Source organism: Kitasatospora sp. NPDC059812 (assembly GCF_042732075.1).
Lineage (GTDB): Bacteria > Actinomycetota > Actinomycetes > Streptomycetales > Streptomycetaceae > Kitasatospora.
The window spans coordinates 20,628-40,355 of the sequence record NZ_JBHWIO010000079.1 but is presented as its reverse complement, the minus strand read 5'-3'; the positions used below and the strand labels follow the sequence as shown (position 1 = coordinate 40,355).

Annotated in this window: 15 protein-coding genes; 11 read left to right on the top strand and 4 right to left on the bottom strand. The window is 72.7% G+C overall.

Annotated elements, in window-relative coordinates:
• Positions 1 to 43 precede the first annotated feature (43 nt).
• Positions 44 to 943 carry a hypothetical protein gene (locus tag ACFV6D_RS30200; protein WP_063348076.1) on the bottom strand — a complete coding sequence of 300 codons (900 nt, stop codon included), beginning with the start codon at positions 941 to 943 and terminating at the stop codon, positions 44 to 46.
• A gap of 2 nt (positions 944 to 945) precedes the next feature.
• Positions 946 to 2,265, bottom strand: a complete 1,320-nt coding sequence (locus ACFV6D_RS30195) for a VWA domain-containing protein (RefSeq protein WP_380561916.1) — start codon at positions 2,263 to 2,265, stop codon at positions 946 to 948.
• A gap of 362 nt (positions 2,266 to 2,627) precedes the next feature.
• On the opposite strand from ACFV6D_RS30195, the gene ACFV6D_RS30190 reads away from it, so the two are divergent.
• The 4 genes from ACFV6D_RS30190 (at position 2,628) to ACFV6D_RS30175 (ending at position 8,770) form a co-directional block, all read left to right on the top strand.
• Complete coding sequence (locus tag ACFV6D_RS30190) at positions 2,628 to 3,986, top strand: FtsW/RodA/SpoVE family cell cycle protein (protein WP_380561914.1); 1,359 nt, start codon at positions 2,628 to 2,630, stop codon at positions 3,984 to 3,986.
• Positions 3,986 to 5,506: a penicillin-binding transpeptidase domain-containing protein gene (locus ACFV6D_RS30185; RefSeq protein WP_380561912.1), complete on the top strand. Its 1,521-nt coding sequence runs from the start codon at positions 3,986 to 3,988 to the stop codon at positions 5,504 to 5,506. Before ACFV6D_RS30190 ends, ACFV6D_RS30185 begins: the two co-directional genes overlap by 1 nt.
• Positions 5,507 to 5,676: 170 nt before the next feature.
• A complete protein-coding gene (locus tag ACFV6D_RS30180; RefSeq protein WP_380561910.1) occupies positions 5,677 to 7,236 on the top strand; it encodes an amino acid permease in 1,560 nt (519 codons plus the stop codon).
• A gap of 124 nt (positions 7,237 to 7,360) precedes the next feature.
• A complete protein-coding gene (locus tag ACFV6D_RS30175) occupies positions 7,361 to 8,770 on the top strand; it encodes a glycosyltransferase 87 family protein (protein ID WP_380345714.1) in 1,410 nt (469 codons plus the stop codon).
• A gap of 25 nt (positions 8,771 to 8,795) precedes the next feature.
• Here ACFV6D_RS30175 and ACFV6D_RS30170 read toward each other — a convergent pair whose 3' ends face one another.
• The gene (locus ACFV6D_RS30170; protein WP_380345712.1) at positions 8,796 to 10,562 is read right to left on the bottom strand and encodes a penicillin-binding transpeptidase domain-containing protein; all 1,767 of its coding nucleotides are present in this window, start codon (positions 10,560 to 10,562) and stop codon (positions 8,796 to 8,798) included.
• Between the two features lie 174 nt (positions 10,563 to 10,736).
• Positions 10,737 to 12,605: a phospholipid carrier-dependent glycosyltransferase gene (locus ACFV6D_RS30165; protein WP_380561908.1), complete on the bottom strand. Its 1,869-nt coding sequence runs from the start codon at positions 12,603 to 12,605 to the stop codon at positions 10,737 to 10,739.
• A 106-nt stretch (positions 12,606 to 12,711) separates the two neighbouring features.
• On the opposite strand from ACFV6D_RS30165, the gene rsmI reads away from it, so the two are divergent.
• The 7 genes from rsmI to ACFV6D_RS30130 all read left to right on the top strand — a co-directional run bounded on the left by rsmI (position 12,712) and on the right by ACFV6D_RS30130 (position 19,656).
• Positions 12,712 to 13,611: a 16S rRNA (cytidine(1402)-2'-O)-methyltransferase gene (gene rsmI / locus ACFV6D_RS30160; protein ID WP_380561906.1), complete on the top strand. Its 900-nt coding sequence runs from the start codon at positions 12,712 to 12,714 to the stop codon at positions 13,609 to 13,611.
• 287 nt (positions 13,612 to 13,898) lie between these two features.
• Positions 13,899 to 14,324 carry a hypothetical protein gene (locus tag ACFV6D_RS30155; RefSeq protein ID WP_350877715.1) on the top strand — a complete coding sequence of 142 codons (426 nt, stop codon included), beginning with the start codon at positions 13,899 to 13,901 and terminating at the stop codon, positions 14,322 to 14,324.
• Between the two features lie 274 nt (positions 14,325 to 14,598).
• Entirely contained in the window at positions 14,599 to 16,218 is a 1,620-nt protein-coding gene (gene metG / locus ACFV6D_RS30150; protein ID WP_363619213.1) for a methionine--tRNA ligase, read from the top strand.
• Positions 16,218 to 17,096: a TatD family hydrolase gene (locus tag ACFV6D_RS30145; protein ID WP_063348066.1), complete on the top strand. Its 879-nt coding sequence runs from the start codon at positions 16,218 to 16,220 to the stop codon at positions 17,094 to 17,096. The genes metG and ACFV6D_RS30145 overlap by 1 nt, the downstream gene beginning before the upstream one ends.
• Before the next feature lie 70 nt (positions 17,097 to 17,166).
• The gene (locus ACFV6D_RS30140) at positions 17,167 to 17,790 is read left to right on the top strand and encodes a Uma2 family endonuclease (protein ID WP_380427545.1); all 624 of its coding nucleotides are present in this window, start codon (positions 17,167 to 17,169) and stop codon (positions 17,788 to 17,790) included.
• Between the two features lie 28 nt (positions 17,791 to 17,818).
• Positions 17,819 to 18,742, top strand: coding sequence for a 16S rRNA (adenine(1518)-N(6)/adenine(1519)-N(6))-dimethyltransferase RsmA (rsmA, locus tag ACFV6D_RS30135; RefSeq protein ID WP_380492258.1), 924 nt, complete (start codon positions 17,819 to 17,821; stop codon positions 18,740 to 18,742).
• Positions 18,739 to 19,656: a 4-(cytidine 5'-diphospho)-2-C-methyl-D-erythritol kinase gene (locus ACFV6D_RS30130; RefSeq protein WP_380561904.1), complete on the top strand. Its 918-nt coding sequence runs from the start codon at positions 18,739 to 18,741 to the stop codon at positions 19,654 to 19,656. The genes rsmA and ACFV6D_RS30130 overlap by 4 nt, the downstream gene beginning before the upstream one ends.
• Positions 19,657 to 19,728: the final 72 nt, after the last annotated feature.

Below are 19,728 nucleotides of genomic sequence, written 5' to 3'. Positions count from 1 at the left end.
GGCCGGGGGAATCCGGCCGGCCCTCGGGGTGGGGCGGGGTGGGTCAGGGGCGCTGGGAGCCGGCGTAGGGGCCGGGCTGGGGGGCGCCGGACTGCGGCGGGACGGCGCCGTAGCGGGGCGGGCGGTAGCCGCGCGGGTGCCTGGTCAGGTTGTAGCCCAGGACGCCCGCCAGGGCGGCCAGGGCGCCGCCGCCGATGGTCCAGTACCAGCGGCTGTTCCAGCCGGAGAACCAGCCGGTGTACCAGTGCTCCTCGGCCGCCACCGGGGCGGCCGCCTTGGCGGTGCTGGCGCCGCCGCCGGCCGGCGGGACCAGCGGGGCCTTGAGCTCGCCGCCCTCCGGCTGGGCGTTGTCCGCGTTGCCCTTGGCGCTGACGTGCAGCTGGACGGAGGTGGCCAGGCCCAGGTCGGGCTGCGGGACGTCGCTGACCGAGAGCCGCACGTAGTAGGTGCCGGGCAGCGGGTCGCCGGACCACGGCTCGGCCCAGGAGCGGATCTCACGCAGGGTGCAGCTCAGCGTGAGCGTGCCGGTGTTCTGGTCGCCGGTGGCGTTCTGGGTGCCGGCGGTGCAGGACTGGCGGCGGCGGAGCCCGTCGAAGACCTCGGCGGACCAGGTCTGCGGGCCGTGCCGGTCGGTCGCGGGGGCCAGGTTGACGGTCAGGCCGATCGTCGGGGTCTGGCCCTCGGAGGCGCCGAACGCCCAGTACAGGTAGTCACCGGTGGAGGCGGCGACGTTGGCGTCCTGGCCGGGGGAGAGGTTGGTCGCGGTCAGGAAGGAGGTGCCGGCCTTGGTGGCCGGGGCCGGGGCGCCGCTCGCGCTCGCCGAGGGCGAGGGGGAGGCGGCGGAGGCGGCCGGGGCGGCCAGCGCGAGGGCGGGCAGCAGGGCGAGGGCGGCGAGGGCGCCGCGAAGGGTCGTGCGCGTGGTCGATCGTGTGGTCGGTCGCATGGTCAGTTCTCCCGCCAGACAGAGATCCGCCAGCGGGCGATCCAGCCGAACACCAGGCCGAACAGCAGCCCGGCGAGGGTGAGGGTGAGCAGCAGGACCCAGCCGCGGCCCAGGCCCATCGCCGCACCCTCGGGGGCGGACGAGGCGGTGGCCAGGTCGACGGTCAGCTCCATCGGCAGGCCGGGGTCGGCCTGGACGCCGGCCTGCGGGGCCAGCGAGTTGCTGACGACCAGGCAGACGGTGGTCTCCGGCTTGGCGCTCGACGAGGAGGTCGGGCCGGTGGTGATGTAGCCCTTGGAGTCGCTGGTGGACCAGCGCAGGCCGGTGGAGATCACGTCGGTGCGGCTGCTGCCGGCGTCGGTGCCGCGGACCAGCTCCTGGCCGGTCGCGCTGGTGGCCTGCAGCAGGACGCCGTAGTCCCGGGCCACCGCGCGGTCCAGGCCGACGCTGACCGAGGCGCGCAGCTCCTGGCCGGACTTGACCGGGACCTTGTAGACGCGGTGCTCGGAGAACTTCTCGCGGTCGCTGTACACGCCCGGGGCGAGCACCGGGGCGCTCTCGCACTTGTCGGCGCCGGAGGTCTTCACCGGGGTGACCGCGTAGGTGTCGTTGGAGCGGTCGACCAGCTGCTTCACCTTGTCGGTGAGCTGCTCCTGGGTGCGGACGTCGGTGTAGGTGCCGCCGGTCGCGTTGGCGATGCAGAGCAGCTGCTGGCGGGTCTTGTCGTCGTGGGCCAGGCCGAGGGTGTCGACGACCAGGTGGATGCCCTGGGAGGCGAGTTCACGGGCGACGTCGCAGGGGTCCGGCGGGGTGCAGGTGTCCTCACCGTCGGTGATCAGCACCACCCGGCGGGTGGTCTCGCCCTTGCCGAGGTCCTGGGCCGCGCCGCGCAGGGCCAGGCCGATCGGGGTCCAGCCGGTGGGCCGCAGGGTGGCGATGGCGGTCTTGGCCTCGACCTTGTTGGTCTTGCCGACCGGGTACAGCTGCTTGGTGTCCTGGCAGCCCTGGGTCTTGTCGTTGCCGGGGTAGTTCGCGCCCAGGGTGCGGATGCCGAACTCGGTCTCCGCGGGCAGCGCGTCGATCACGTCGTTCAGCGACTGCTGGGCCACCGAGATCCGGCTCTTGCCCTGGATGTCCCGCTCGTTCATGGAGCCGCTGACGTCCAGGACGAGGTCGACCCTGGGGGCCTCCTTGGGCGCGGCGGCTCCGGCTGATGGTTCGTCGGCGTGGGCGGGCAGGCCGATGAGCAGCGAGGCGCCCGTTATCGCCAGGGCGCCCAGCAGGCTGCCGAGCCTGGTCTTTGGTCGTCGTCCGGTAGTCACCCGGTGATCCTAGGGATCATCAGTTCGCGATGGCCAAACGAGACCGGATCGTGCGCCACCCCGCCGCGGCGTGAACTCCGGCGCATGGAAAGGCCGTCGGGGCTGCGAGGACTTACGTCCGCCCTACCTGGGCCGGACGGTCTTCCGTGCGGGTTTCGTGCGAGTCCGGGCGGGAACGGAGGATTTCCGTCGAGAGCGGACACACCGCAGCAAAAAGCCGATAAATATGGATAGTGCTCGTTAGGGTGACGAACCTGGGTGAACCGGCGTCGTGCCGCCGGTCCATCCCGATTGGCATCCCCCCGGAACAGCGCTCCGGCTCCCCGCGACCCCCAGGACGGTCCGTGGCGACACCCCCCGCCGTGACGAGAACCGCAGCCCGGCCGAGCCGGCCGGTGCCGACCAGGCGCACCACCGAGCTGCTGCTGGTCCTGGCCGCCGTGCTGATCGCCGTGTTCGGCTACGTCGAGGTCGGCGTCAACCTGGACGGCAGGGTGCCGGCCGGCGCGGCCGAGTACGGCGCCGCGCTCGGCGTGCTCGCCCTGCTGGCGCACGCCGTGGTCCGCCGGCGGGCCCGGTACGCGGACCCGCTGCTGCTGCCGATCGCGGTGCTGCTCAACGGGATCGGCCTGGTGGTGATCTACTGGCTGGACCGCGCCACCTCGGGCGCCGGCGCGGCCTCCACCCAGCTGCTCTGGTCGAGCCTGGGGGTGGCGCTGTTCATCGCGGTCGTGCTGCTGGTGCGCGACCACCGGCGGCTGCAGCGGTACGCCTACCTCGGGGCGCTGGTGGCGCTGGTCCTGCTGGTGCTGCCGATCTTCTTCCCCCCGGTGTACGGCTCGCGGATCTGGATCGTCATCGGGCCGCTGTCCTTCCAGCCGGGGGAGTTCGCCAAGATCCTGCTGGCCGTCTTCTTCGCCGCCTACCTGGCGGTGCACCGGGACGCGCTGGCGCTCACCGGCCGCCGGGTCTGGCGCTGGCAGCTGCCGCGCGGCCGGGTGCTCGGGCCGGTGCTGCTGATCTGGGCGGCGTTCGTCGGCGTCCTGGTGCTGGAGACGGACCTCGGCACCTCGCTGCTGTTCTTCGGCCTGTTCGTGGTGATGCTGTACGTGGCCACCGCGCGCACCGGGTGGATCGTGATCGGGCTGGCCCTGGCGGCGGTCGGGGCGGCCACGGTGGGCTGGCTCTCGCCGCACGTGCACAGCCGGGTGACGGACTGGCTGGACCCGCTGGGCTCGATCGCGGCGGGCAAGGGTGCCAACCAGATCGCCCAGTCGCTGTTCGCCTTCGCCTGGGGCGGGGAACTGGGCACCGGGCTCGGCAACGGGCACTCGGTGCTGATCGGCTTCGCCGCCAAGTCGGACTTCATCCTCGCCACCATCGGCGAGGAACTCGGCCTGACCGGGCTCGTCGCGGTGTTCCTGCTGTACGCGCTGCTGATCTCCCGGGGGTTCCGGACGGGCATCGCGCTGCGCGACCCGTTCGGGCGGCTGCTGGCGATCGGGCTGGCCGCGATCGTCGGCCTCCAGGTGTTCGTGGTGGCCGGCGGGGTGCTCGACCTCATCCCGCTGACCGGGATGACGCTGCCGTTCGTCGCGCAGGGCGGCTCCTCGGTGGTCACCAACTGGATCATCGTGGCGTTGCTGGTGCGGATGAGCGACATCGCGCGCCGGCCGGCCCCGGTCCTGCCCGTGTCCGCGTCCGGGTCGGAGGAGGACTGATGGCGCGCACCCGCTCCCGTCCGCGCGCCCGGGGCAACGGGCCGCAGGGCCTGCCCGGCATCTCCGTCACCGGGCGCCGCGCGGGCGTCTTCTGCCTGCTGCTAGTCGCGGCGCTGTGCGTCCAGGCCACCCGGGTGCAGGTGTTCCAGGCCGAGGACCTCAACCACAACTCCGCCAACCAGCGGCTCACCATCGAGCGGTACTCGCAGCCGCGCGGCAACATCCGGGTCGGCGCGGACACCGTGACCGGCTCCGAGCCCACCGGCGGCCGGTACGACTACAAGCGCACCTACACCGACGGCCCGACGTACGCGGCCGTCACCGGCTTCGCCTCGCAGGCGTACGGCAACACCCAGCTGGAGGGGGTCGAGGACGACCTGCTGTCCGGGACGGACAGCAGACTGGCCGGCTGGGCGGTCTGGGACGCCGTCGCCCGCAGGCAGAACCCCGGCGGGGACGTCTACACCACCCTGAACCGGGCCGCCCAGGAGGCCGCGGTGCGCGGGCTCGGCAGCCAGAAGGGCGCGGTGGCCGCGATCGAGCCGGCCACCGGCCGGATCCTCGCCCTGGCCAGCACGCCGTCCTACGACCCGGGCAGCTTCGCCGGCTCCGCCGCGGCCGACCAGGCCGCCTGGAACCGGCTGCAGGCCGACACCGACCAGCCGATGCTCAACCGGGCGCTGCGCCAGACCTACCCGCCGGGCTCGACCTTCAAGGTGGTCACGGCGGCGGCCGCGCTCGCGGCCGGCGTGGTCACCGACCCCGACGCGCCGACCGACGCGCCGTACCCGTACGTGCTGCCCGGGACGACCACGCCGCTGGTCAACGACACCTCGGCGTGCGACCGGCCCGGCCAGTCGCTGGACACCGCGATGGTCTACAGCTGCAACAGCGTGCTGGGCTACCTCGGGGTGCGGACCGGGCTGGGCCCGATGGTGGCGATGGCCGAGAACTTCGGCTTCAACGACGCCAGGCTGGACACGCCGGTGCGCCCGGCCCGGTCCAACTTCGACACCACGATGAACCAGTCGCAGGTGGCGCTCTCCTCGATCGGGCAGTTCGACACCGCGGCGACCCCGCTGGTGATGGCGATGGTCGCGGCCGGGATCGCCAACGACGGGACGGTGATGCGCCCACAGCTCGTGGACAAGCTGACGAAGGGCGACGGCACCGCGGTGCAGCTGATGAAACCCGCCGTGTACCGGCGGGCGACGACCCCGGCGGTGGCCGGGCAGGTGCAGAAGCTGATGACCGACGTGGTGGAGAACGGCACCGGCGGCAACGCCCGGATCGGCGGCGCGGTGGTCGGCGGGAAGACCGGCACCGCGCAGCACGGGGTGGACAACAGCGGGACGCCGTACGCCTGGTTCATCTCCTGGGCCAAGCCCGCCGGCTCGGACGCGGTGCCGCCGGTGGCGGTGGCCGTGGTGATCGCGGACAGTGACGCCACGGACGTCACCGGCGGCGGGCTGGCCGCGCCGATCGCCCGCTCGGTGATGCGGGCGGTGCTGGGCCGCTGAGCTGCTGCTTTAGCTGCTGGACGGCGAATCCGCCGTCTGCGAAGTGTCCGGTTTGTATAGGCTCATGCGCCAATTCGTACAATGCGCCGATCCGGACTGTTCGTTTGCGACACTGGTGCTTTCGCGGGGTACTGTCCCATCTTTGTTCGGTTGGTCCCCGATGACACCCCATGGCGCGTCGAGTGACCGGCCGCCAGGACACCCTCCCCCCGCCCAGAAGGACCGCAGTTGTGACCAGCAACTCTCTCGGTGCGCGTCTGCTGCGACGCAAGCCCGTCTCGTCCCTCATCGCCGAGAGCGAGGGCCAGGACGGCCTCCCGGCCGGTGCGCCCGAGGAGGGCGGACGCTCCGGCATCCACCTGCGCCGCACGATCGGCCTCTGGCAGCTGTCCTCGATCGGCATCGGCGCCACCATCGGCACCGGCATCTTCTTCGTGCTCAGCAGCGCGGTGCCCTCGGCCGGACCGGCCGTCATCCTGTCCTTCGTGCTCGCCGCGGTCACCGCCGGACTCACCGCGCTCTGCTACGCCGAGATGGCCTCCGCGATCCCGGTCTCCGGATCCTCGTACTCCTACGCCTACGCCACCCTCGGCGAGGGCGTCGCGTTCGGCGTCGGCATCTGCCTGCTGATGGAGTACGGCGTCTCCGCCTCCGCGATCGCGGTGAGCTGGGCCGAGTACCTGAACAAGTTCCTCGACCTGGCCTTCGGCTTCACCATCCCGGAGCAGCTGTCCGGCGCGCCGGACCTCACGCACTGGTTCAACCTGCCGGCGCTGCTGCTGGTCGCGATGGTCTGCGTGCTGCTCACCCGCGGCGTCAGCGAGTCGGTGAAGGTCAACGCGGCCATGGTCGGGATCAAGATCCTGATCCTGCTGCTGTTCGTCGGCATCGCGCTCACCGGCTTCCACTCCGGCAACCTGACCCCGTTCATGCCGCTCGGCATCGGCGGCGTGCAGGTCGCCGCGTCCAGCATCTTCTTCTCCTTCATCGGCCTGGACGCCGTGTCCACCGCCGGTGAGGAGGTCAAGAACCCGCGCCGCACCCTGCCGCTGGCGATCATCATCTCGCTGGTCGTGGTGACCCTGCTCTACATCCTGGTCGCCCTCGCCGGCATCGGCGCCCAGCCGTGGCAGAAGTTCGAGGGCCAGGAGGCCGGCCTCGCCCAGATCCTCCAGGACATCACCGGCCAGACCTGGCCCTCGATCGTCTTCGCGATCGGCGCGATCATCTCGATCTTCAGCATCACCCTCGTGGTGATCTACGGCCAGACCCGCATCCTGTACTCCATGGGCCGCGACGGCATGCTGCCCAAGCGCTTCGCCGAACTCTCCCCGCGCACCGGCACCCCGGTCTGGAACACCCTCGTGGTGGGCCTCGGCGTCGGCACGCTGGCCGCCTTCGTCCCGCTGAAGGAGCTGGCCGACATCACCAGCCTCGGGACGCTCATCGCCTTCTCGGTCGTCTCGATCGGCGTGATCATCCTGCGCCGCACCCAGCCCGACCTGCCGCGCGGCTTCAAGGTCCCCGGCTACCCGGTCGTCCCGCTGCTCAGCGTCGCCTTCTGCGCCTACCTGATCACCGGCCTGCACGCCGACACCTTCCGGGCCGGCGCGATCGCCCTCGCCGTCGCCGTGGTCGTCTACTTCGGCTACAGCATCAAGCACTCCAAGCTGGAGCAGCAGGCACAGGCCGCCGCGGCGGACAGCTCCACCGGCCACCGCAACAGCTGAGCCGGAAGAATCCGGACATGAGGGGCCGCCGACCACGACACTCGGCGGCCCCCCTCATGCCACCTCCCGCCACGTGCCCCACGCCATGGCGACAGGGCCCGGCCACCACCCATAACCTTCCACCATGGTGAGCACCCGCACGCCCGGCTTCTCCCGCCCGCGCGGCCGCTTCACCGGCCGCAGCAGAACGCCGGCCCCGCCGACCCCCGCCGCAGCGCCGTCCGGACCAGGACGACCGCCCCTCGGCTTCTCCAGTCGGCCGTTCCCCCGCCAGCGTGGCGAGAGCACGTTCCCACCCACGCCCGATCGGCTGAATCCCGCCCGACTCGCCTCGATGCGCACCGTCCAACTGCTCGGCTGCCTGATCGCGGCCGGCTGGGCGGCCGCCTTCCCGCTCGTCTCCGACCTGCCCAACCAGCGGATGTGGGGTTTCATCGCGGCCCCCGCCTACGTCCTGGCCGGGCTGCTCTGCCTCACCCTGCCGCGCCGCTACGCGGCCCGCGCCGCCGCCGTGGTCGCCCTCGCCGGGGCCGTCCTCGCGCCGCTCGCCCTGCTCGCCGTGCAGGGCCGCCACCAGTCCGAGGTGATGGTGGTCGAACGCTCGGCCCACCTGCTGCTCACCACCGGCAGCCCGTACCTGTCGCACCCGGTGGTCGTCACCGACTACAACCCGTACCTGCCGGCCATGACCCTGTTCGGGATGCCGCGCCAACTGCTGGGCGACGGCTCCGACCTCGCCCAGGTCGCCGGGGACGCCCGGATCTGGTTCGCGCTGGCCTTCGTGGTCTGCCTGCTGGCCAGCTGGCGGCTGCTGCGGCCCACCCGCGAGCGCGCGCCGCTGCTGCCGCTCGCCGTGCTCACCGCCTCGCCGCTGATCTCGCTCGCCCTCGTCGTCGGCGGGGTGGACCTGCCGCTGATCGGCCTCTGCTGCCTCGCCATGGCACTCGCCGAGCGGGACCGCACCGTCGGCGCCGGCCTGGTGCTCGCCCTCGCCTGCACCCTCAAGTGGACGGCCTGGCCGGCGCTGCCGGTCGCCGCCCTGCTGCTGTGGCGCCTGTACGGCCGCCGGCCCGCCGCCCGGACCACCCTGATCGCGCTCGGCACCGGCCTGGCCGTGCTCCTGCCCTCCGTGCTGACCCGGGCGGACGCGCTGCGCGAGCAGGTGGTGCGCTTCCCGCTCGGGCTCACCGCCATCCGCACCCCGGCCGGCAGCCCGCTGCCCGGCAAGGTGCTGGCCGGCTTCGGGCCGACCGGGCACTCCGTCTCGCTGGCGCTGATGACCATGGGCGGGATCGGGGTGGCCATCTGGCTGCTCGCCCGGCCGCCGGTGTCCGCGATCGCGGCCGCCGACCTGCTGGCCGCCGGGCTGGCGATCGCGTTCATGCTCGCCCCGGCCGGGCGGTTCGGCTACCTCGCCCTGCCGGTGGTCCTGGTGATCTGGCCGCGGCTGGCGGCCCGGCGCTGGAGCAGCCGGCGCCCGATCCCGCCGCACCGGCTCCCGGGCAGACCGGAGCCCGCCCTGCCACGGGGCTGAGCGGGCTCCGTCCGGACGGGTTGTTCTAGCGGCCCGCGGCCTTGAGCAGCGAGGCGACGGCCGGGCCGGCCGCGTCGACGCCGTGGCCGCCGCCCTGCACCTCGGCGGCGACCGCGATGTTGCCGCGGAAGGCGGTGAACCAGCTGTTGGTGGTGGACGCGCCGGCGACCTCGGCGGAGCCGGTCTTGGCACCCGCATTGTCGGTGATCCCGGCCATCACGTCCTTGGCCGTGCCGCCGGTGGCGGTGGCGTTCATCATTGCGCGCAGCTTGCCCGCGACGTCCGGCGCGATCTGGCGGGCCGCCGCCTGCTGCGGCAGGCCGGGGACCAGGATCGGCTGCTTGAACGCGCCGCTCTGGACGGTCGCGGTGATCGAGGCGATGGCCAGCGGGTTCATCTGGACCTTGCCCTGGCCGATGTAGTTCATGGCCTGCTCGTCCTTGCTGCCCGGCGTCGGCGGCACCTTGCCGTCGGTGTTCGGCAGGCCGGTCTTCCACTCCAGGCCGATGCCGAACACGTCCTTGGCCGTGCTGGACAGCGTCTCGGGCTTGAGGCTGGTCAGGCCCTGGTTGATGAAGGCCGTGTTGCAGGACATCATGAAGTCCTGCTGGAGCGTGTTGTTGGGGAAGGCGCCCGGGAAGTCGTTCGGGATCGCGACCGGGTTGCTGCTCTTCTCCGGGCAGGCCACCACGGTGTCCGGGTTGACCCCGGCCTCCAGCAGCGCCGTCGAGGTGACGATCTTCATCGTCGAGCCGGGCGCGAGCAGGCCGGTGAAGGCCCGGTTCTGACCGTTGGCCGGCGCGTTGGCGAAGGCCAGCACCTGGCCGGTGCTCGGCTCGATCGCGGCGACGGATCCGGACTTGCCGCCCAGGTCCGTCATCGCCTTCTCGGCCGCCGCCTGGATGGTGTTGTCGATGGTCACCTTGAACGGCTTGCCGGGCTTGGGCTCGACGATGGTGAACAGCTTGTCCGCGGCCCCCTTGCCGGCCGGGTCGCTGATCACCACCGCGCTGCCCGCGTCCTGGTCCTTGTTCGGGTCCGGCGGCAGCAGCTTGTGGGCGTTGTCCTGGAGGGTGGACAGCAGTGCCGGGGTGAGCGATGCGCCCTGCAGCGGCTTGCCGTTGCGGTCCACCACGGTGGACGGCGGGGCGAAGACCTGCTGGGTGGCGATCGTCTCGTTGCCGGACAGGTGCGGGTGGATCACCGTCGGCGCCCAGTGCACGGCCGGGGTGTTGTCGCTCATCTTCACGACGTTCAGGAAGCCGTTGTAGTCCCAGACCCGGTTGGTGCCGGCGAACTCGGCGCGCGCCTTGAAGCCCATCAGCACACCGGCGGGGCCGGCCGAGGCGGAGGCTGACGGCGAGTCGGTGGCACCCGGGGTCGCGCCCGCCGACGGCGTGGCCGAGGCTCCGGCGGAGGGCTTGGCCGGCGCGGGGGTGCCGGTGGCCGAGGCGAAGGCCTGCGGGGTGGCCGGGCCGGCCGGGGCCAGGGTCAGCGCGCTCGGCTTGACCTGGTCGCGGAACGCCGTCAGCGCGGTGGTGGCCGCGGCCGGGTCGTCCGTCAGCGCGGCCGCCTTGTCCAGCTCGCCGGCGGCCCAGGCCGCCAGGAAGTCCTTCGCACCGTTGGTCGCCTGCTCGGCCGAGGGCGGCTCGGCGACCACCGTGCGGGGCTTCTTCGCCGAGGACGATCCGGAGTCCGAGCCGCCCATCAGGCTGTACGCCCCGTAGCCACCGCCTGCGAGCACGGCGACGGAGACGCCGGTGATGATGCCGATCTTCGCGCCTCTGCGCATGGTGCTGTTCCCCCAAGGGTCTGCCGGACGGGCGCAACCGACCGGGGCCGGACACGCTGTTCCCCCCACCCTAGGCAGCGCCGATCGGTGCGCCGACGAAATGCCCGCGAGTTGTGACGGATCTGGTACGTGTCGTGCACCGCATACGGACGATTCAGGGAACAGCGGTGTCGATCAGATCCAGCTGTTGAACCACATCCGCTGGCGCCAGTCGTCCATCGGAATCGTCTGCCCGGTGAACAGCGGGAAGAAGAAGAGGAAGTTCCACACGATCAGCAGCACCAGCAGCCCGGCCGCCGCCGAACCGATGATCCGGCGGTCCCGGGAGGCGCCCGGCGGCCCGATCAGCGCACCGACCAGCATGGTCACCGCGAGCACCAGGAACGGGACGAACACCACCGCGTAGAAGAGGAAGATCGTCCGCTGCTGGTAGGCGAACCACGGCAGGTAACCGGCGGCCAGGCCGCACAGCACCGCTCCGGCCCGCCAGTCCCGCCGCGCCACCCAGCGCCACAGGCAGTACACCAGCGCCACCACGGCCGCCCACCACAGCAGCGGGGTGCCGATGCCCAGCACCTCGCGGGCGCACTCGGCGGCCGTGCAGCCGCTCTGGCCCTGCTTGGGGGACTCGTAGAAGAACGAGACCGGCCGGCCCAGCACCAGCCAGGACCACGGGTTCGACTGGTAGGTGTGCGGGTCGCTCAGATGGGTGTGGAAGTCGTAGACCGTCGAGTGGTAGTGCCACAGGGCGCGCAGCCCCTCGGGTATCCACGGGTAGTCCGTCGAGCGGCCGACCGCCCAGTCCCGGCCCCAGCCGCCCTTGCCCGGCACGTTGCTGCTGGCGAACCAGCCCCACCAGGACGTGACGTAGACGACCAGCGACACCACCACGACCGACACGAAGGCCGGCACCACGTCCCGGGCGAGCGTCGCCAGGTACGGGCGCGGGGCCCCGGCCAGGCGGCGGGCGCCGACGTCCCACAGGACCGTCATCACGCCGAAGGCCGCCGCTACGTACAGGCCGCTCCACTTGGTGGCGCAGGTCAGGCCGACGCAGACGCCGGCCGCGATCCGGTACGGGCGCCAGCCCAGGTTCGCCCGCTGCGCCAGCACCGCGTCCGCCACCCCGCCGAGCCGGTCGGCCAGCCGGGCCCGGGTGCGGTCGCGGTCCAGCAGCAGGAAACCGAAGGCGGCGAGGATCCAGAACATCACCACCAGGTCCAGCAGCGCGGCTCGGCTGAGCACCAGGTGCAGGCCGTCCACCGAGAGCAGCAGGCCGGCCACGCAGCCCAGCAGGGTCGAGCGGAACAGCCGGCGGGCGATCCTGGCCACCATCAGCACCGACAGCGTGCCGAGCAGGGCCACCGCGAACCGCCAGCCGAAGGGGTTCATGCCGAACAGCATCTCGCCGGCGCCGATGATCCACTTGCCCACCGGCGGATGGACCACGTAGGACGCCGTCGAGCGGTACGGGACGGCCGCGCCGGGCGTCATGATCTGCTCGTTGGCGCCGTCCGGCCAGTTGATCTCGTAGCCGCCGTGCCAGAGCGCGTAGGCGTCCTTGGCGTAGTACGTCTCGTCGAAGATGATCGCGTGCGGCTGGCCGAGGTTGGTGAAGCGCAGGATCCCGGCGAACACCGCCACCGCGATCGGGCCCAGCCAGCCGGACCAGCGGCACAGCCACGACCACACGGCCGGCGGCACGGACACGCCCAGCCGCAGCAGCAGCGGCGACGGGGGCACCACCGCCGGGGTCACCCCGGGGCCGTCCGGCATCGGCGGGGCCAGGCGCTCGGCCAGCGGGGCCACCGGGCGGCCGGCGTAGCCGAACCCGGCCAGCCGCTCGCGCCAGCCGCGCGCGGCGCTGCCGGGTTGGTCGGGGCCGCCGGGTTGGTCGGGTCGGTCGGGCTGCGCGGGGCTCCCGGCCTGGTCGGCGGGCCGCGGAGCCGGGACGGCGGAGGACGGCAGGCCGGCCACGTCGCCGCCATCCTGCGCGGTGTGGTCTGTACCAGTGGGCGTGCGAGCCGCCGTGTCGCCGTTCATCCGCCACATCGTAGGGGCGCTTCTCGCACACGTGACCGCTCCCTCGGAAGCTGCCCGAATCGTCACCAAAAGCCCCCGGGCCGCGGTAGCTGCAAGGATGGGGCCCGTGACAGGAGTACTCGTTCTCGCAGGCACCCCCATCGGCGACGTCTCGGACGCCCCGCCCCGGCTGCTCACCGAACTGGCCACGGCGGACGTGATCGCGGCCGAGGACACCCGGCGGCTGCGCCGGCTCACCCAGGCGCTCGGGGTGACCCCGGCCGGGCGGGTGGTCTCCTACTTCGAGGGCAACGAGGTCGGCCGCACCCCCGAACTGGTCGAGGCACTGCTCGGCGGCGCCCGGGTGCTGCTGGTCACCGACGCCGGCATGCCGTCCGTCTCCGACCCCGGCTACCGGCTGGTCGCCGCCGCCGTCGAGGCCGACGTCAAGGTCACCGCGGTGCCCGGGCCGTCCGCCGTGCTCACCGCGCTCGCGCTGTCCGGCCTGCCCGTTGACCGCTTCACCTTCGAGGGCTTCCTGCCGCGCAAGACCGGCGACCGGGCCCGACAGCTGGCCTCGATCGCGGCCGAGCCGCGCACCATGGTCTTCTTCGAGGCGCCGCACCGGATCGCCGAGGCGCTCGCCGCGATGGCCGAGGCGTTCGGCGCCGACCGGCCCGCCGCCGTCTGCCGCGAGCTCACCAAGACGTACGAGGAGGTGAAGCGCGGGCCCCTCGGCGACCTGGCGGCCTGGGCCGCCGAAGGCGTCAGGGGCGAGATCACCGTCGTCGTCGCGGGCGCCCCGCCGGCGGCGCCGCAGGAGCTCACCCCCGCCGAGCTGGCCCGGCTGGTGGCCGTCCGGGAGGAGGCCGGGGAGCGCCGCAAGGAGGCCATCGCGGCCGTCGCGGCGCAGCTCGCGCTGCCGAAGCGGGAGGTGTTCGACGCGGTGGTGGCGGCCAAGAACGAGGCGAAGAACGAGGCCGGGGGCGGGGCCGCGAAGGGGGCCGGGAACGGGGCCGGGAAGTAGCGCCGGAAGCGGGCCCGGCGGCGGCCGGGACGGGGCCCTGAAAGAGGGGTGAATTCCGGGGGTTGCGTGACTCCGGGGGAGTCGTACCTTTGAGGGAAGGCCCCGGTAAACGCCCACGGAGCTGAAGATTCGGTCGCGGTTTCCGGAACGATCCAGGCCTTTCGTATAGGAGTTCCCAACCCGCGTCCAACTCTTCACAAGCAGGGCATCGGCCGAGGCCGTCAGGGCATTTCCTGGAATGGAAAGACCCAGCCGGGCGAGCGCCCGGCGGGCGCTGGGAGACGGCTATGAGCGAGATGATCGGTAGCCCCCTCGGTGGCAACGCGCTGAGCGCCCCCGGCCTGGCCGGACGGCCGCACACTCCCGTCGAGACCGTGCGGGAGGCCTACTCCTTCGCCTGCCTGCGATGCGGGTACGGCTGGGAGCAGGCGTACGACATCGAGCACCACGCCGGCAAGGACGGGCACGTCGTGTTCGAATACCACGCCAACGGTGTCCGGGTACCGTCCCCGCTGCTCAAGCCGACCTGCCCGGGGTGTGGCGGACACACCGTCCGGATCATGCGCGAGGGCCGGGTCGCCACCGCCGACCAGTCCTGGCACCACGCTCCCGGCTACCCGGCGCACGCCGAGCCGGCCGGGGCGCCCCCGGTGTCCGACCCCGTGAAGCCGCGCGGACGCTGGGCCCGGTTCTGGTCGCGGCTGCTGGGCTGACCGCCGACACCGGGAGCGCACGCGGGGGCGCACCGGGGGGGGGGCCGCCGCGCCCCCCCCCCCGGGCCGGCGCCCCCCCCGCCGCCCCGCGGGGGGGGAGCTCGCTCGCGCCGGGGGGGGGGGCCGGCCCCCCCCCCCCGCCCGCGCCCGCGCCCGCGGGCGCGCGCCGGCGCCCCCCCCCCCGCGCCGCCGGCGCCCCGCCCCCCCCCGCCGTCGCCGGTCATGCGGTTATCCGGTCGAGGGCTGCGGGTGGGCCCGACTAAGCTTTCCGACCATGGCGGCCACTGCAGACCACAGCACCACCGGGGCGACCGCCCCGGCGTACTACGTTTCCACCCCGATCTACTACGTCAACGATCGCCCGCACCTGGGCCACGCGTACACCACCGTGGCGGGCGACGTCCTCACCCGCTGGCACCGCCAGCGCGGCGAGAAGGTGTGGTACCTGACCGGCACCGACGAGCACGGTCAGAAGATCATGCGGACCGCCGAGGCCAACGGCGTCAGCCCGCAGGAGTGGTGCGACAAGCTGGTCGAAGAGGCCTGGAAGCCGCTCTGGGAGCACCTGGAGATCGCCAACGACGACTTCATCCGCACCACCCAGCAGCGCCACACCGACCGCGTGCAGGAGTTCGTCCAGGACCTGTACGACAAGGACGAGATCTACAAGGGCGGCTACTCCGGCCCGTACTGCGTCGGCTGCGAGGAGTTCAAGCTCCCGGCCGAACTGCTCGACGGCGCCACCGAGGACGAGAAGCTCTGCGCCGTGCACAAGCGGCCGGTCGAATGGCTGGAGGAGGAGAACTACTTCTTCCGCCTCTCCGCCTACGGCCCGAAACTGCTGGAGTTCTACGCCGCCAATCCGGACTTCATCCAGCCGGCCTCGGCCCGCAACGAGGTGCTGCGCTTCGTCGAGCAGGACCTGAAGGACCTCTCGATCTCCCGCTCCACCTTCAACTGGGGCGTCCCGCTGCCCTGGGACGAGAAGCACGTCCTGTACGTGTGGGTGGACGCGCTGCAGAACTACATCACCGCGGCCGGCTACGGCAGCGACCCGGAGCGCTTCGCCGAACTGTGGCCGGCCTCCGTCCACCTGGTGGGCAAGGACATCCTGCGCTTCCACGCGGTGATCTGGCCCGCCATGCTGATGGCCGCGGGCCTGCCGCTGCCCAAGCGGGTCGTCGCCAACGGCTGGCTGATGGTCGGCGGCGAGAAGATGTCCAAGTCCAACCTGACCGGCATCTCGCCCACCGACCTCACCTCGCACTTCGGCGTGGACGCCTACCGCTACTACTTCCTGCGGGCGATCCCCTTCGGCACCGACGGCTCGTTCTCCTGGGAGGACTTCACCGCCCGGTACACCTCCGAACTCGCCAACGACTTCGGCAACCTGGCCTCCCGGGTCGCCGCCATGGTCGGCAAGTACTTCGACGGCGCGCTGCCGGCCGCCGCCGCCCCCGGTGACGCCGAGCAGGCCATCGCGGACGGCCTCGCCACGGCCCTCGCCACCGCCGACCGGAAGATCGGCGAGGAGCTGGACTTCGCCGGCGGCCTCGCGGCGATCTTCGAGTTCGTCAAGCAGGTCAACGGCTACCTCACCGAGCAGGAGCCGTGGAAGGTGGCCAAGGACGACTCGGAGCAGGGCCGCGCCCGCCTCGCCACCATCCTCTACACCGCCGCCGAGGCGCTGCGCGGCACCGCCGTCATGCTCAACCCGGTGATGCCGTCCACCGCCGAGAAGCTGTGGACCTCGCTCGGCGCCGAGGCCGGCCTCGGCGCGCTCGCCGCGCAGACCATCGCCACCACCGCCGACTGGGGCCGGCTGCCCGCCGGCAGCACCGTCACCAAGGGCGAGATCCTGTTCCCGCGCCTCGAAGAGAAGCCCGCCTCCTGATGTCTGCCAAGGACGACGCCCGGTCGACCCCGCCGCCACTGCCGCAACCCCTGGCCGTGGCGGTGGCCGACTCGCACACCCACCTCGACATGCAGGCCGGCACCCCGGCCGAGGGACTGGCCCGGGCCGCCTCGGTCGGGGTCACCACGGTCGTCCAGGTGGGCTGCGACGTGCCCGGCTCGCGCTGGGCCGCCGAACTGGCGGCCCAGTACGAGCAGGTGCACGCGGCCGTCGCCCTGCACCCCAACGAGGCGCCGCGGATCTTCCTCGGCGACGCGGACGGCTGGTCCGGCCAGCAGCGGAAGGCGGGCGGCGAGGCCGCGCTGGAGGAGGCCCTCGCCGAGATCGACCGGCTCGCCGCCCTCCCGCAGGTCCGCGCCGTCGGCGAGACCGGCCTCGACTACTTCCGCACCGGCCCCGAGGGCGTCGAGATCCAGAAGGAGTCGTTCCGCCGCCACATCGAGATGGCCAAACGGCACGACAAGGCCCTGGTCATCCACGACCGCGACGCCCACGAGGACGTCATCGCCGTCCTGCTGGCGGAAGGCGCCCCCGAGCGGACGGTCTTCCACTGCTACTCCGGCGACGCCGAGATGGCCAAGGTCTGCGCCGAACACGGCTGGTACCTGTCCTTCGCCGGCCCGGTCACCTTCAAGGCCAACCAGCCGCTGCGCGACGCCCTCGCCGCCACCCCCCTCGACCGCGTCCTGGTCGAGACCGACGCACCCTTCCTCACCCCCCACCCCTACCGCGGCCGGCCCAACGCCCCGTACCTCATCCCGGTCACCGTCCGCTCGATGGCCGACACGCTGGGGCTGCACGAGGACGAGCTGTCCACGGCGATCGCGGAGAACACGGCCCGGGCCTTCGGGTACTGAGCCGGTCGAACGAAAGTCGGATTCCGGCGGAACGATTCGGCACTCCCGGCTGCTTCTTAGGCTGACTAGCATGAGTGCAGTGAGGGAGGTGGCGATGACCGCCGAGCCGATCGACGAACCCGTCGAGGACCGCATCGACTGGACACATCCGCCGTCCCAGGGCTGGACGTACGAGCAGGCTCAGAAATTCGACCTGCCGTTCGAATGGGATCTGGTGGACGGAGTCATCGTGGTCCGGGGGCAGACGAATCAGTGGCACGACCAGGTGCGCGACGAGCTGTACACGGCTCTTCGAAGCGCACGCGTCGCGCCGTACGCGGCAAACGTCGAGCGTTGCGTCCTCCTGGACGAGAGCAACACGGCCAAGCCGGACGTGGTGGTCTTCGACAAGACCGGTCTCGACGTCTTCGAACTGGAGTGCCTGCCGCCGGAATCCCTGGTGCTGGCCGTCGAGGTCGTATCCCACGGCACCCGGGCCAACGACCGTTTCCGCAAGCCCGGCCAGTACGCCGAGAAGAAGATCCCGTACTACTGGCGGGTCGAGCGCGGCCTCGACAACCTGCCGATCGTGCACGAGTTCCACCGGGACGACGAGAAGGGCGTCTACCTGCCCGTCGCCCAGCACGAAGGCGTGCTCCGCACCTCGGTGCCGTACCCCGTCGAGATCGACCTCGCCGAGGTCGTCGAACTCTGAGGGCCCCGCGCGCCCGTATCCTTGGCGCGTGAGCACCACCGACCCCACCCCTGACAGCCACCTGCTGGGCGCCGCCGACATTCGGGAGCTGGCGGCCGCGTTCGGCGTGAAGCCGACCAAGCAGCGCGGGCAGAACTTCGTCATCGACGGCAACACCGTGCGGCGGATCGTCCGGGCAGGCGGGGTGACGGCCGAGGACGCGGTGGTCGAGGTCGGGCCCGGACTCGGGTCGCTGACGCTGGCGCTGCTGGAGGTGGCCGCGCACGTCACGGCGGTGGAGATCGACCCGGTGCTGGCACAGCACCTGCCGGACACCGTCGCGGCCCGGATGCCCGGCAAGGTCGACAGCTTCGACCTGGTGTTCAGCGACGCCATGGAGGTCACCGAGCTGCCCGGGCCGGCGCCGACCGCGCTGGTCGCCAACCTGCCGTACAACGTGGCCGTGCCCGTCCTGCTGCACATGCTGGCGACCTTCCCCAGCATCGAGCGCACCCTGGTGATGGTGCAGGCCGAGGTCGCCGACCGGCTCGCCGCCAAGCCCGGCAACAAGGTGTACGGCGTCCCGTCCGTCAAGGCCAACTGGTACGCCGACGTGAAGCGGTCCGGCGCCATCGGCCGGAACGTGTTCTGGCCCGCCCCCAACGTCGACTCCGGGCTGGTCTCGCTGATCCGCCGCGAGCCGCCGAAGACCACCGCCAGCCGCAGGGAGGTGTTCGCCGTCGTCGACGCCGCGTTCGCCCAGCGGCGCAAGACCCTGCGCGCCGCGCTGGCCGGCTGGGCCGGCTCCGCCGCCGGGGCCGAGCAGGCGCTCGCGGCCGCCGGGATCGACCACAAGCTGCGCGGCGAGATGCTCACGGTGGAGCAGTTCGCCGCGATCGCCGAGCACAAGCCGGAGATCGCCGAGCACAAGCCGGAGATCGCCGAGCACGAGCCGGAGGCGGACTCCCAGTGATCACCGTGCGGGTTCCGGCGAAGGTCAACGCCCAGCTCGGGGTGGGCGGACTGCGCGCCGACGGGTTCCACGACCTGGCCAACGTGTTCTTCGCCGTCGCCCTCGGCGACGAGGTCACCGCCACGGCAGGGGAGGGCGTCACGCTCTCCTGCACCGGGCCGGACGCCCACGTCGTACCGCTCGACGACAGCAACCTCGCCGCCCGCGCCGCCCGTCTGCTCGCCGCCCACCACGGCATCGCCGAACCCGGCGTGCACCTGCACATCACCAAGGCCATCCCGGTCGCCGGCGGTATGGCCGGCGGCAGCGCCGACGGGGCCGCCGCGCTGGTCGCCTGCGACGCGCTCTGGCAGCTCGACACCCCCCTCGACACCCTCCTGGAACTGGCCGCCGAACTCGGCTCCGACGTGCCGTTCGCCCTGCTCGGCGGCGTCGCGCTGGGCCTCGGCCGGGGAGAGATCCTGCAGCCGCTCACCGTCGACGGCACCTTCCACTGGGTGTTCGCGGTAGCCGACGGCGGCCTCTCCACCCCCGCCGTCTTCCGCGAGTGCGACCGCCTGCGCGAGGAAGCCGGCACCGGCTCCAGCGACACCGACGTCCGCACCCCCGACGCCGACCCCGCGCTGCTCGCCGCCCTCGCCCAGGGCGATGCCGTCGCCCTGGCCGCCGCCCTCGCCAACGACCTCCAGCCCGCCGCCCTCTCGCTGCGCCCCGCGCTCGCCGCCACCCTGCGGGCCGGCACCGAGGCCGGCGCGCTCGGCGCCCTCGTCTCCGGCTCGGGGCCGACCTGCGCGTTCCTCGTCAAGGACGCCGACGCGGCCGCCGCCGTCGCCGAGGCGCTGCGGGCCTCCGGCACCTGCCGGACCGCGCACGCCACGTACGGGCCGGTGCCGGGGGCGGCGCTCGTGCCGTAGGGACCCCGCCAACGTTTCTAAGGGCTTCGCCGGTACGGGGCCCGCCGGTTCGGGCCCCCGCCACTGCGGGCG

Excerpts from the sequence above, each read along its gene's own strand:
- ACFV6D_RS30140 (WP_380427545.1), top strand. The coding sequence starts at position 17,167 with ATGAGTGCAGTGAGGGAGGTGGCGATGACCGCCGAGCCGATCGACGAA.
- metG (WP_363619213.1), top strand. The coding sequence starts at position 14,599 with ATGGCGGCCACTGCAGACCACAGCACCACCGGGGCGACCGCCCCGGCG.
- ACFV6D_RS30185 (WP_380561912.1), top strand. The coding sequence starts at position 3,986 with ATGGCGCGCACCCGCTCCCGTCCGCGCGCCCGGGGCAACGGGCCGCAG.
- ACFV6D_RS30155 (WP_350877715.1), top strand. The coding sequence starts at position 13,899 with ATGAGCGAGATGATCGGTAGCCCCCTCGGTGGCAACGCGCTGAGCGCC.
- ACFV6D_RS30170 (WP_380345712.1), bottom strand. The coding sequence starts at position 10,562 with ATGCGCAGAGGCGCGAAGATCGGCATCATCACCGGCGTCTCCGTCGCC.
- ACFV6D_RS30145 (WP_063348066.1), top strand. The coding sequence starts at position 16,218 with ATGTCTGCCAAGGACGACGCCCGGTCGACCCCGCCGCCACTGCCGCAA.
- ACFV6D_RS30180 (WP_380561910.1), top strand. The coding sequence starts at position 5,677 with ATGGCGCGTCGAGTGACCGGCCGCCAGGACACCCTCCCCCCGCCCAGA.
- ACFV6D_RS30200 (WP_063348076.1), bottom strand. The coding sequence starts at position 943 with ATGCGACCGACCACACGATCGACCACGCGCACGACCCTTCGCGGCGCC.
- ACFV6D_RS30165 (WP_380561908.1), bottom strand. The coding sequence starts at position 12,605 with ATGAACGGCGACACGGCGGCTCGCACGCCCACTGGTACAGACCACACC.
- ACFV6D_RS30175 (WP_380345714.1), top strand. The coding sequence starts at position 7,361 with ATGGTGAGCACCCGCACGCCCGGCTTCTCCCGCCCGCGCGGCCGCTTC.